Raw genomic sequence first — 13,017 nt, forward strand, 5'->3', positions numbered from 1 at the left:
GGCTCGTGCTAAAGTCGCCCGCCTGAACTATACTTCTAGCGCTATAATAAACCCCATGCCATAACGCGCACCTCCGGGCCTGTTGTCACTTGAAGGCGCAGGATGGAAGGCGCGCTTTTTCACGGAAGGGGAACCGATGAAAGAAATGATCTCGGTCGAAGAGGCTCGCGACCTGGTGCTGGCGCACGTGGACGTGCTGCCGGTGGAAACGGTGCCGGTGCTGGAGGCCGTGGGCCGCGTGGCCGCCGCCGACCTCACCAGCGATATCGACATCTCGCCGTTCGCGCATTCGGCTATGGATGGCTTTGCGGTGCGCGCGGCTGAACTGGCTGAGGCCAGTGACGAAGCGCCCGTTCAGATGGACGTCATTGCCGAGGTAGCTGCTGGCGATGTGTACGAGGGGCCCATTGAGGCTGGTCAGTGCGTGCGCATCATGACGGGCGCGCCGCTGCCCGACGACGCCGATGCCGTGGTGAAGTACGAAATTGTTGACGTGGTGGATGGCGACGGCAAGCCTGGCAGCCGCGTGGCGTTCCGCGCACCCGCCAAGGAGCGCGCCAACGTGCGCGAGGCGGGCGAGGAAGCCAAGGCGGGCGAGACAGTGGTGGAAAAGGGCGAGGTCATCGGCTCGGCTGGCGTCGGGTTCCTCGCGGGCTGCGGCGTGGTGGAGGTACCCACGCATCGGCGTCCGCGTGTGGCCATTATCTCCATCGGCAGCGAACTGGTTGACCCCACTGAGGTGCCCACGCCCGGCAAGATTCGCAATTCGAACAGCTACGCGCTGGCCGCGTGCGCGCAGGCTGCCGGTGCGGAGCCGGTCATCCTGCCCATCGTGGAGGACACGATGGAGGCTCTTGCGGCCGCCGTCTCGGCCGCCGTGGATGAGTACGACTTCGTGGTAACGAGCGGTGGCGCCTCCAACGGCGACTTCGACTTCATCAAGCCCGTGGTGGATGAACTGGGCGAACTCCTGATGACCACCGTGAACATGCGCCCTGGCAAGGCCCAGACGTTCGGCGTCGTGCGCGGTACGCCCGTGTTTGGCCTGCCCGGCAACCCGGCGGCGGCCTACGTGGGCTTCGAGATGATCATCCGCCCGGCGCTGCGCAAGATGCAGGGATATCATCACTTCGAGCGTCCGCGCGTGAAGGCCAAGCTGTCGCGCGACGTGAAGAAGAATGACCCGCGCCGCATCTTCCTGCGCGGCACGCTGTATCGCGACGAGGACGGCGAGTATGTGGTGGCTCCCGCGAAGAACCAGAGCTCGGGCCTGTTCGGCGTCATCCAGCGCAGCAACTGCATGGCCATCATGCCCGAAGGCCTCGATTCGCGCACAGCCGGCTCGGTAATCGAGTGCGTGCTATTAGATGTGTCCGAGGAAGTAAGTCTATAGGTTCCGTCGGCCTAACGGCCGCCGGAGTGACCCGACGCTGCGAAGGGCTGTGGCACGCCGCCTTCGCGCGATCCCAAGGACTCGCGTACGAAGTACGCTTCGCCCTTGCGATCCCACGAATTCGACGCACCACAGCCCTTCTCGCTGACTTACTAACGCCAACCTGCGGGAAAGGAACGAATATGTCGCATTCCCATGAAGACCAGCCCATTAGCTTCGCTATTATCACGTGCTCCGATACGCGCAGCATGAAGGAAGACACGGCTGGCGCCGCACTGGAGGCGCTCATTGCCGAAAAGGGTTGGACGTGCGTTGACCACGTGGTGGTGAAGGACGAGCGTGCCGATATTGGCGCTGCCATCGTGCACGCCTGCGACGAACTGGACGTGGACATCGTGCTGACGTGCGGCGGAAGCGGTCTGTCCCTGCGCGACGTGACGCCCGAGGCCACGATGGATGTGTGCGAGCGCAACGTGCCCGGCATCGCCGAAGCCATGCGGGCCCACTCGCTGGCCATTACGCCGTTCGCCATGCTGTCGCGCGCCCTGTGCATGCAGCGCGGCCGCCACCTGGTAATCAACCTCCCTGGTAGCGAAAAAGCCGCCCGCGAAAACTGGGACGGCATAGCCGCCGCCCTCCCCCACGCCGCCAAAATGATGGCCGGCGGAGGACACTAGAGTTTCGACAGCTTGTCAATCATCGAAACTTGCCATCCTTTCCTCAAAACCCTACAGTCAAATGTAGTTGGTAGAATTCTATTCTTGTTACGAAGACGGCTACCAGGACGAGGATTGAGGCTGCGCCGGTGAGGGCGAGGGCGGTGCGGGGGCTGGCGAAGCGGCGCAGTGACAGGGCGGCGCAGAGGCAGCCGGCGGTTCCGGTGAGGGTGTGGAAGATGATGGCGGAGCCGTAGTCGGGTACAAGCGCGCTGGCTATCAGTTCGTTGTTCGCTATCCCGCCCAAGCTTTGGTGGTGTAGATACAGCATGACAGTGCCCGCTACCAGGGCTAACGCCGCCACAACGACCAGCGCCGCGCTCAGCCTGCGCGCATCAACGCGCGCCACGCGCAAGAACAGCAGCCCCAGCGTCGGGCCCGCTAAAAGCGCCGACAGCCACAGGTTCACCGGCGTGAACAGCGTATTCCACGTGGGTACGGTGTCCACGGAGTAGGCCAGCGACGTGCACGCAACAAACGCGAGCCCCGCCACGCTGGCCAGCACCAGCCATGGGCGCGCCACTGCGTCGGGGAAGTGCCGCTTGAACGCGCACATCCAGTACGACCCCACCAAAAACAAGAACATCACCGCGGCAAACACCTCGTTTGACAGCGGCGAGCGGCCCACGCCCGAGAACACATGCAGCGCGTTGGCCGGTGTCCCCAGGTGTGTGGCCGAGGCGATGAACCCCACCAGCATCACGGAAAACGGCAGAGCGGTTATGCGATCCAGTCGCACCGCTGCATCGTGGTCGCGCGCGAACAGCCGCGCAAGCGCCACCGCCACAAACGCCAGCGCGCCCGCCGGCGCAAGCGTGGTGAACACGGCAAGCGAGAACTCGTCGAAGCCGCTGGACATCTAAATCTCCTCCCAGTTCGCGATGGAACCCTGGCCGGTCTCGGCCGCAAGCAGCGCGGCGGGGGAGGGGGCTATCAGCAGGTTGGGCCAGGTGGCGTCCTCGGCCGGCAGTGGCAGAATCGAGCGCACGGCATCCGGGTGCCGCTGCGCCAACTCAAGCGGTTCGCCGCAGTCGAGCGCTCGCGTGGGGCAAGCTTCCACACATATCGGAAGCTTGCCTTCGGCCTGTCGTTCGCGGCACCCGTCGCATTTCGAACTGCGCTTGAGGCGCTGGTCAATGAAGGGAGCGTGGTAAGGGCACGCCATCGTGCAGTAGCCGCAACCAATGCATTTGCGCTCGTCAGGCCACACAAGCCCGGCTTCGTCCTTGTGCATGGCGCCAGTAGGGCACACCTTCGTGCACGCGGGGTTTCCGCAGTGGTTGCACGCAAGCGACACATGGTAGGCAAACACGCCCTCGACCTCTTCTACGCCTCCCGCACCATGGGCGGGCCGCCACGTGCCACCTTCGTAATCAATGACGCGCCGGAACGTGGCCTCAACACCGAGGTCATGGTAATCCTTGCACGCCATCTCGCAGGTCTTACATCCCGTACAGCGCGCATTATCGAAGAAGAACCCAAACGCCATGAAATTGCTTTCCTCTTTCGTCGTTCGTGCCATTATACGAAAAAAGAACAGCCGCGCCGGGAGGGACGGCGCGGCTGCTTGAAAAGGGAGGTGCGTGTTGGGCTTTTACGCCGGAATGTCCGTAACTTCCTTCTCGTTCATGATGGCACCCGTGGTGTCGCCTACCTCCTTAGCGGCAGGGCAGGGGTTGATGGCCAGAGACGGCGTGGTCTCGTCTGGCGAGGGCAGAGGCGCAATGCCTGCTACGGTGCCGGCATGCTTCGAGCGCAGCTCTTCGATGTCGCCAAACTCCAGCGCACGCACCGGGCACGACTCTACGCAGATGGGGTTCATGCCCTCGGCCACACGATCGGCGCAACCGTCGCACTTCACGCCCTTCTTCGTGGTTGCATCCAAAATGGGCACGTTGTAGGGGCACGTGGTTACGCACACGCCCACGCCCGTGCATTTCTCCTGGTCAATGCGTACAAGCCCCGTCTTGCCGTCCTTCTCAATGGCACCCGACGGGCACTTCGCCATACAGGCCGGCATGGCGCAATGGTTGCAAGCCAGCGACACATGATAGGCGAAGGTGTCGGACGTGTAGGTGCCGTTGCCGGCGTCGGTCCACGTGCCGCCTTCGTAGTCGTACACCTTGCGGAAGGCGATGGTCGAAGGCAGATCCTTATAATCCTTGCACGCCATCTCGCAGGTCTTGCAGCCCGTGCAGCGTGCGCTATCGAAATAGAAACCGTACTGGGTCATGGTTGCGTTCCTCCTTTACGCTTTCGCTACTTGGACGATGAGCGAGTGTACGCCGTTGCCCTTCGCGAGCGGCGAGGGATGGTAGGGTGTGATGGTGTTGATGCAGCCGCCCTTGTCAATGCGGTCGCCTGACATGTCGGCGTCGTGCCACGCACCTTGCGGAATACCCACAGTACCAGGGATAATACGCGGCGTAACCTTCGCTTCGATGCGCAGTTCGCCCACGGGGCTCTTGACGGACACCTGATCGCCATTGGCGATGCCGCGGCTTTCGGCGTCCAAGGGGTTGATCCACATCTGCTGGCGGCATGCCTGCTTCAGTTCGTCCACTCCACCGTAAGAGGAGTGCGTGCGACTCTTGTAGTGGAAGCCAGAGCAGTACAGCGGGAACTCGTCGGTTGTGCTGCCATAGCCCATATAGCCCGGGTCGAATACGGGGATGGGGGTAACAACGTCGCCTTCGGCCAGCTCCAGTTTCGCAGCCGTCTCGGCCAGACGCTCGGCGTAAATCTCAATCTTGCCGGAAGGCGTTGCCAGGGCGTTTGCCACGGGGTCAGAGATGAAGTCGGCCAGACCAATGACGGGCTCCAGCTCGCGCTTGTAGTGACCCTGAGACTTGATCTCGTCCCAGCTGGGCATGTTGCCATCGGCCTCAGCGGACTTCTTGTAAATCTCTTCGATCCACTGCTCCTGCGTCTTGCCCTCGGTGAAGTCATCCTTCATGCCCAGTTTATCGGCAATACCGGATACGATGTCGTATTCCTTCTGCGCTTCGCCCGGAGCATCCTGTGCGGGGCCGCCCACCAAAACGCCGTTGTAGTACTCGGCGTAGCCGTTGCCGGCCATGTGCATCTGCTCGGCGCGCATGGCGTCGGGCAGCAGGAAGTCGGCGTACTTGGCCGTGTCGGTCATGACGGTGTCGATAACCACGAGGCACTCAAGCTTGTTCTCGTCCTGCAAGATGTCATGAACAAGGTTGATGTCGGAGTGCTGGTTCGTGATGCAGTTGCCGCCGTAGCTCCAGATGAACTTGATGCCGGTGGACAGCTTGTCGGCGCCGCGCACGCCGTCCTTGGCAGCCGTCATCTCTTCACCATGGTCGACCGCATTGAGCCACTGATAACAGTTGATGGCAGTGACCACGGGGTTCTTGCCCTTCGGCATGCTTCCAATGATGCCAGACGGCTCGGCTTCGCGCATGCCCGTGTTCGTGCCCGGCTTGCCAATCATGCCGGTAAGGATGGGCAGCATGCAGATGGCGCGCGACGTGTTCTCGCCGTTGTTGTGGCGCTGCGAGCCCCAGCCCTGCACCACGAAGAGCGCTTTGGAAGCTGCGATGTCGGCGGCCAGCTGGCGAATGCGGTCGGCGGGGATTTGCGTGATGGGGGCGGCCCACTCGGGCGTCTTCTCCACCATGTCATAGCCCGTGCCCATGATGTAGTCCTTGTAGGACTTGTTCTGGCCCTTGGCGGACTCGGGCATGGTGTCGTCGTCATAGCCCACGCAGTACTTGTCGAGGAACTCCTTGTTCACCTGGTTATTCGCAATCAGCTCGTGGGCGATGGCGTTCACGAGCGCAGCGTCGGTACCCGTGCGAATGGGCAGCCACTCGTCGGGATGGCCTGCGCTGGTCTCGTTCAGGCGGTAGTCGATGTTCACAATTTTCGCGCCGGCCTCGCGCACCTTCTCGAAGTCGTACACAATGTTGGCGCCGCCCATGCGCGTGTCGGCCGGGCTGTTGCCGAACATGACCACCAGGTCAGAGTTCTCGGCTTCGGACATAGATGAAGCGAACACACTGTCGTAGGGGTTGCACTCATCGCCGTAGGTGAAGGGCATGCCAGACTGCATCATGTTCGTGGAGTAGTCGGCGTAACTCTTCAGGTAACCACCCATGAGGTTGGCAAGGCGCGGGAACAGGCGGCTCGTGGCTGAAGACACGCCGCTGCCGTAGTTCATGTACACGGCCTCGTTGCCGTACTGGTCGATGACGCTCTTAAGTTTGTCGGCGATGGCTTGGTAGGCCTCATCCCAGCTAATCTGCTCGAACTTGCCTTCGCCACGCTTGCCAACGCGCTTCATGGGGTGCATGAGGCGGTCGGGCGAGTTGATCCAGCGACGGATGGTGCGACCGCGCAGGCAGGCGCGCGCTTGTAGACCTTCCGGGTCGCCCACGTTGTCGGTTTCGGCGTACAGGATCTTGCCGTCCTGCACGTGCCAGCGCAGCACGCAGGAACCGCCGCAGTTGACGACGCACTGACTCCAGACGATCTCGTCGGCAGCCGTTGTGGGTTCATCCTTCTTAGCGCCGCCCTCGCTCTTGGGCGCGCAGCCGTAGAGCGCGCTTCCAGCCGCTCCGGCCAGCGCGAGCCCGGCGAGCGAGCCCTTCACGAACGTGCGGCGCGACAGCGTCGCTGCTTCGTTCAATGCCATAATTCCCTCCTTCTCTTGGTAACTCCTCCGTGGGAAAGCCTACTTTAATAGGCGGTTCGCTTGATCACACTTTGCATGTGATTTAAGCGTATTACCTGTTCAGAAAAGGGTGATGAGGGGCATGTGAGGGTGAAAAGGCGTGCTGCTTCGCTAAACCTTCAACGTGCCCAGCGGCGCTTCATACTATAATGAAACTAAGAGATTATCGAGGACGAGGCGGGAGGGGCCGAAGCCACGTGGCGTCAAGTGCGCTTAAAACGCACGTATCCAGTTGGGGGTATGCGTGCTTTCTTACGGTGAATGCCACGTCTATTTGGGGCGGGGTGTTTCCGTTTTTGCCGATGGAATTTCAGACGGCGGAAGTCACGCTCACCTTTTACTTGGCGCAGGCGCTCGCTTTTGGCGGGGCGTTCGTTGCCAGCATGCTGGGGTCGTATTACTTCCCGCGCGGCGCGCGTCGCATGCTGGTGGCGTTGAGCGCGCTTCTGGTGTTTACGGGTTCGGCGTGCCTCATTGGCGCCATGTATGTGGAAGCGCTCGCGCTGGCGCTGGTGGCCGGAGGTGGCGTGCTGCTGGGAATAGGCTGCGCGGGTATGTTCATGCTGTGGCAGCGCTACTTTGCGTCGCTCTCGCCCACGCAGGGGAACTTCCGACTCATCGTGGGCTCGGCGCTGGCACCACTCATTTACTTCGCGCTGTATCTGGTGCCTATCGCGCTCACGGCGTTTCTGGTGCCGCTGGTGTTTGTGCCGCTGTGCGGGCTGTGCATTGCGCTCTCGGTGCGCGAGATGCGGCTCGATCAACCCATGTTCGAGGACGTGCCGCGCGACCATCCACGCGTGTATCGCCAGGTGGTGGTGGACTACTGGCGCAGCGCGCTTGCGGTGGGTGCGCTGGCGTTTGCCAGCGGCGTCATCCGCGGTGTGGCGCTGTTACATCAAGAACTGGCTGCGGTGGTGAACAGCGCTTCCATGCTGGGCGCGCTGGCCTCGGCGGCGGTGCTTTTGGTGTTGTGGTTCCGCATGAGCTTCCGCTTTGGCATGACCACGGTGTTTCGCGTGGTGTATCCGCTCGTCATCACCGGGTTTCTGCTGCTGCCGTGGCTGGGCGCGGGCTACCTCAACCTGTTCGCGGCCTTCACCTACCTGGTGTTTTCGCTCGTGCAGATGCTCATGATGATGCAGTGCGCGCAAATCTCGCGCGACCGCGGCATCAACCCCGTGTTCATCTACGGGTTCTTCGGCGGCGTGGCCTACCTCATGCAGAGCGCGGGTTTCCTGCTGGGTTGGATGAGCGACTTCGCCTCGCTCGACGGGCTTGAGTCGCTGTTCGCCGTGGCCATGGTGTCCAGCTGGGTGCTGGGGCTGACGCTGCTGGCCTCCACTGGCACGCTGTTCAAGCCGCTGGCGTCGAGGGGAACCCTGGCGGCCGAGCCCATCGAGTTCATGATGCCCGAGCCCAGCGCGGTGAAGACGGGGAAGGCAGCGAAGGCGAAGGAGAAGACGCGCGGGAAGACTTCGCGTGAGGGGGCCGAGCCGCCCAAGAAGCGTCGCAACCGTCCCTCGGCCACCGCCGATGCCGGCGCCATTCGCGACCGCGTGTCGAAGCAGTGCCTGCAACTGCAACACGAGCATGGGCTGTCACTGCGCGAGACCGAAGTGATGGAACTCATCGCGCGCGGCAACAGCATGGCAAGCATCGCCGAGCGCCTGGTCATCAGCGAGAACACTGTGCGCACCCACGCCAAGCACATCTACACGAAGCTGGACATTCACAAGCGCCAAGAGCTTCTAGACATGCTGGCCGACCTGGAGGGGTAGACCCCCGGGAAGTTAAGCGCGAAGCTTCCGGAGAAGTCGCTGCTGTAGGCTGGCGAGCGCGCGGGCCACGTCGCATGCCGCACTCTGTGTGCCCCATACGACGAGGGGTTTTCCATGATATACTAAGGGTTCAGGGGGTTCGAGCGTACCGCAAGGTGCGCAGTAAGGGCGACCCTAAGGAGGAAGATCATGAGCACGATCGCATTCGCACGACGGCGGCACAGCAGGGCGGCGAAGGGACTCCTCCTGGGCATTGCCACCCTCCTTCTTCTCGCACTCACCGGGTGCGCCACCACCGAAACAAACAACATCGACAAAAAGCAAGACTTTCCCAACACGATAACCGTTGGTCCCGTGTCCATGGGGTATCCTGACGAGTTTTCCGTGTTTGGTGAGAATAGAAATGGTCCCTTCCTGCCCGAAGGCATGGATTTGATAACTTCAACGCTTATGAATAAAGACATGACGGTATCTTTCACTGTCTCGCAGGTGACCGATCCGAATGGCGGTGGGCTTGATGCAATACAAGCCAAGTATGAAGAAGCGAGAAATCGGAATCCTGATGATATGGATGAAATGCAGCGCATGATGTTAGAGGCCACCAAAAATGCCGTGCGGTTGGACCCTGAACGCTTCAAGCTGAATGGACATGATGCGCTCGTCTACGGTATAGATCTGAACAATTCTATGATGCGCGAATATTACGTTGAAATTGATGGCCAGGTCGTTGCGGCTGTTCAGCTAGCGCTTCCCAAGGCTGTGTATGATGCCGACCCGGAGTATTACGATGGGATAATCGCAAGCCTTGTGGTGAACACGGATGGCGACATGTCCTTCAATAAGCCAAGCGGCAACAAGGCTCTCACGCCGGAACAAAAGAGCGCGGCGAGCAAGGCTGCCATTGACTATTGTCAAAACAAATACGGCATTGAGGTGAAGTTGGCCAACGATAAGTATATTGTTGACGGCTTCCCTGTCCAAGGAGTTGGTTTTGCCGAAGACGAAAATGGGACAGCGGTTTTCGTTGAATATGATATTGAGCAATTCGCTGTTGATGTGCCGGATGGAATTGCGAAACGCGATAGTCGCCAGGCTTCGCAAATACATGAGGCATTGGTGAAGTATATGTGGCAGGAAACAGGGCTGCCTGAGCCGATGGATCAATACATCATCGAAAAGCCTTTTATGTGGGCGACGTTCTACGATGGAAACAATATTGCTGAAGTATGCGCTGAGGCTGGTACTATCGATGTCATGCTGCTTTATGCGCAGGATCCTGGTGAACCGACTGCAATGCCGCAAGGCTTCTCGCGCATTTTGGCATTAACCATGAAAGATAAAGCGGAATGGGCGACTATGGCAAACCCCTCATCTCTGTGGTATTTAGCCCCAGAGGCCACCCTACCGTACCTTGCGTCCTCCTTGCTCATAACCCCGGGAGCGGACGGTAAGCCCGAACTCAAGAAGCAGGAGTTCAGCGATCAAACAGTGTGCTACTACGGCAGCGATCTCATGAACGAACTGTTCGACACCACCATGAGTGAAGGCGCGGCGCCCGAGAGTCTGGTGGGCAGGAGTTTCATCTGCAAGGCGGATGCTCCCACGTTCGCCGACACTGAGGTCGTGCCACTCTTTTTCTCGTCGGCGCAATGGGGCGAACTGACGAGCGGCTACACCAACGTGGGCTACACCATTGAGAACATCGGCCCCAAGGGCATGAAAACATACGGTTCAAGGGGGGTTCAAACCGATCTGGACGGAGCGAGGACCATGGGCGTGTGGACGTTCGGCGATTACCATGTTGTCTATGCTTCTCCGGGCAGCACGGTTACCTTCTTTGAGACAACCCCGTCGGAGGTATTCTCGCGTGCCTCTTCGGGAAAGTGACGAATATACTCACCTTGCACCTGTTGCCGAGCATCGTTTGAGGGAAGCCGCGTGAGGGCCGCATCCCAGTGCTATACTGGTGCGCGAAAACGAAAGGCGACGGCGAGGACAGGACGGCATGGCAGAAGAGCTTCCCAACGGGTTCACCGGATTCGCGAAACGCAAGCCTGGTTTTGAGCCCGCCAGCGCGACGGTAGGGCACACGCCCGTCGGCGGCTACGGCCCCACGGGCGCGGCAGCGCTGGCGGGCACGCCGGCTCCGTACAGTCGCGGGGCGCAAGGGGCGTTTCAGTACGCGCGCGATCACGCGCGGCCGAACGGGGGTGCGGCGAACTTCGACCCCGACAAGCTGCGCCTGATTCCCGCCACCGACCGGCGCTGGGCCTGGACTGAGATCGACCTCAACGCGTTTCGGCGCAACGTCACCGCTATTAAGCAGCATGTGGGCCACGGCGTGCGCGTCATGGCGGTGGTGAAGGCCGATGCCTATGGCCACGGGGCGGTGCGCTGCGCGAAGACGGCGCTCAATTCCGGCGCAGAGTACCTGGGCGTGGCCACGGTGGAAGAGGCCATTGAGCTGCGCGAAGCGCTGGTGAACGCGCCGGTGCTGGTACTGTCGCAGCCGCCCATTTCGGCCATTCCGCTGCTGCTGGGCTACAAGGTGATGCCGAGCATCTACGAGCCCGATTTCGCCATTCAGTATGCGGAAGCGGCCGACGCGTACGGCATTCGCGCGCCGTATCACCTGGCCGTGAACACCGGCATGAACCGCATTGGCGTGCGCTACGACCAGGTGGTGGAGTTCCTCAACCAGGTAAGCTTCCATCGTGCGCTCGATCTGGTGGGCACGTTTACGCACTTCGCCACAGCCGACGCGGCCGAAACGCTGGACTTCCATATTCAGACGAAGCGCTTCTTGGAGGCGCTGTCGGGCATGCGCGCGGCGGGCGTGGACCCCGGCATCATACACGCGGCAAACTCGGCTGCCACCATTCGCTATCCGGACGTGCACTTTGACATGGTGCGCCCCGGCATTGCGCTCTATGGCCTGCATCCGTGTCAGGAGACGCGCCACCTTATTGAACTGCATCCTGTCATGAGCGTGCACGCGCGCGTGACCGATGCGCGGCTGGTGCCCATGAGCGAGGGCGTGAGCTACGGCATGAATTACCGCAGCCCCGGCAGCGTGAAGATTTGCACCATCCCCGTGGGGTATGCCGACGGCCTGCGCCGCGGGCTTTCGGGGCGCACGGACTTTATCGTGGCTGGTCAGCGGTTCCGTCAGGTGGGCAACATCTGCATGGATCAGTGCATGTTCGAGGTGGACATGCGCATCTACGGCACGCGCCGCCGCATCGACCCGCAAATTGGCGACGAGGTGCTACTGGTGGGTCGCCAGGGCGACTCAGTGGTAACGCTCGACGACATGGCGAACACGCTGGGGACAATTCACTACGAACTGTCCATCGGCTTTTCGCACCGCATGCCGAGGGTGTATGTGTAACCTGATCGGAGAAGAGGTAGAAGGCGCAATCATCTGTCATCCTGAGCGGAGGCGGCGAAGCCGCCGTAGTCGAAGGATCCCGAGCGGCGATAGCAGGAAGCCTTACTGTTGGCACCACACGGGATCCTTCGACTCACTTCGTTCGCTCAGGATGACAAGATGTCTGCCACGCGAGGCTCGTGGGGAAACCCACTTGGTGAGTACCCCCGGCCCTTCGCGTTGCGAGTCGCGAGTAAAAAAGGTAAAAGGAAGGAAAAGTTATGCCTAAGCCGCATATTCCTTTGGAGGAAATTCGGGCGCAGGTGGAGGGGTGTCATAAGTGCCCCCTGGCCGATGGGCGCACGCAGACGGTGTTCGGGGCGGGCAACCCCAAGGCGCGCGTGCTCATTGTGGGCGAGGCGCCCGGCAAGAATGAGGACTTGCAGGGTGTGCCGTTCGTGGGCAAGGCCGGTCAGTACCTCAACGAGTTGCTGGCCATCGCAGGGCTTGAGCGCGACGACGTATTCATCGCGAACGTGTTGAAATGTCGTCCGCCGGGAAACCGCGATCCGCGTCCGGAGGAAATTGAACTCTGCACGCCGTATCTGCGCGAACAGACGCGCACCATCGACCCCGAGTTCATCGTGACGCTGGGCAACTTCTCCACGAAGTTCATCCTGAAAACGGAGATCGGCATCACGCGTTTGCATGGCACGCTGCAACGCGCCGGCAAGTTCAAGGTGTTCCCCATCTTCCACCCCGCCGCCGCCATCTACGATGGCTCAAAGCGCGAGGCCCTCGAAAACGACTTCGCCACCTTGGGTGAACTCCTGCGAGCCAGCGACGCCGCCCAAGCGGCCGCCGCAGACCCCGCCCCGCAAGAGCCGTCCGACCCAACCCCAACCCCCGCCATAGACCAACCAACGCTCCTCTAACCACCATCACGCGTCCCACAAACTAACGCTAATGAAAGTTTTCTTTCGTTAGTGTTAGTTTTTCGCCTCCTAACGAAAAAAATGCGTGTTTTCTTTCGTTAGAACCCCTTTGTGAAA

Annotated in this window: 10 protein-coding genes; 6 read left to right on the forward strand and 4 right to left on the reverse strand. The window is 61.1% G+C overall.

Translation table 11 applies throughout. The features are described 5' to 3' along the window. Positions 1–136: 136 nt before the first annotated feature. Together QNJ86_RS06135 and QNJ86_RS06140 are read left to right on the forward strand one after the other, a co-directional pair. A complete protein-coding gene (locus tag QNJ86_RS06135; RefSeq protein ID WP_283831722.1) occupies positions 137–1,393 on the forward strand; it encodes a molybdopterin molybdotransferase MoeA in 1,257 nt (418 codons plus the stop codon). A 182-nt stretch (positions 1,394–1,575) separates the two neighbouring features. Continuing rightward, positions 1,576–2,070, forward strand: a complete 495-nt coding sequence (locus QNJ86_RS06140) for a MogA/MoaB family molybdenum cofactor biosynthesis protein (protein ID WP_283831723.1) — start codon at positions 1,576–1,578, stop codon at positions 2,068–2,070. A gap of 43 nt (positions 2,071–2,113) precedes the next feature. Here QNJ86_RS06140 and QNJ86_RS06145 read toward each other — a convergent pair whose 3' ends face one another. From QNJ86_RS06145 to QNJ86_RS06160, 4 genes are all read right to left on the reverse strand, one after another. Continuing rightward, positions 2,114–2,968, reverse strand: a complete 855-nt coding sequence (locus tag QNJ86_RS06145) for a dimethyl sulfoxide reductase anchor subunit family protein (RefSeq protein WP_283831724.1) — start codon at positions 2,966–2,968, stop codon at positions 2,114–2,116. Further along, positions 2,969–3,598 carry a 4Fe-4S dicluster domain-containing protein gene (locus tag QNJ86_RS06150; protein ID WP_283831725.1) on the reverse strand — a complete coding sequence of 210 codons (630 nt, stop codon included), beginning with the start codon at positions 3,596–3,598 and terminating at the stop codon, positions 2,969–2,971. A 105-nt stretch (positions 3,599–3,703) separates the two neighbouring features. Further along, positions 3,704–4,342 (reverse strand): DMSO/selenate family reductase complex B subunit, encoded by a 639-nt coding sequence (locus QNJ86_RS06155; protein WP_283831726.1) that lies wholly within the window; start codon positions 4,340–4,342, stop codon positions 3,704–3,706. A gap of 15 nt (positions 4,343–4,357) precedes the next feature. Further along, on the reverse strand, positions 4,358–6,775 hold the full coding sequence (locus QNJ86_RS06160) for a DMSO/selenate family reductase complex A subunit (protein ID WP_283831727.1): 2,418 nt from the start codon (positions 6,773–6,775) through the stop codon (positions 4,358–4,360). A gap of 188 nt (positions 6,776–6,963) precedes the next feature. On the opposite strand from QNJ86_RS06160, the gene QNJ86_RS06165 reads away from it, so the two are divergent. From QNJ86_RS06165 to QNJ86_RS06180, 4 genes are all read left to right on the forward strand, one after another. After that, a complete protein-coding gene (locus QNJ86_RS06165) occupies positions 6,964–8,595 on the forward strand; it encodes a LuxR C-terminal-related transcriptional regulator (RefSeq protein WP_420052741.1) in 1,632 nt (543 codons plus the stop codon). Positions 8,596–8,784: 189 nt separating this feature from the next. Beyond that, positions 8,785–10,482, forward strand: a complete 1,698-nt coding sequence (locus QNJ86_RS06170; protein ID WP_283831729.1) for a hypothetical protein — start codon at positions 8,785–8,787, stop codon at positions 10,480–10,482. A gap of 118 nt (positions 10,483–10,600) precedes the next feature. Then, positions 10,601–11,986 carry an alanine racemase gene (gene alr, locus QNJ86_RS06175; protein ID WP_283831730.1) on the forward strand — a complete coding sequence of 462 codons (1,386 nt, stop codon included), beginning with the start codon at positions 10,601–10,603 and terminating at the stop codon, positions 11,984–11,986. 260 nt (positions 11,987–12,246) lie between these two features. After that, on the forward strand, positions 12,247–12,900 hold the full coding sequence (locus QNJ86_RS06180; RefSeq protein ID WP_283831731.1) for a uracil-DNA glycosylase: 654 nt from the start codon (positions 12,247–12,249) through the stop codon (positions 12,898–12,900). The last annotated feature ends 117 nt before the right edge of the window (positions 12,901–13,017 follow it).

The organism is Gordonibacter faecis, from assembly GCF_030077735.1.
In the GTDB taxonomy this organism is placed as follows: Bacteria; Actinomycetota; Coriobacteriia; order Coriobacteriales; family Eggerthellaceae; genus Gordonibacter; species Gordonibacter faecis.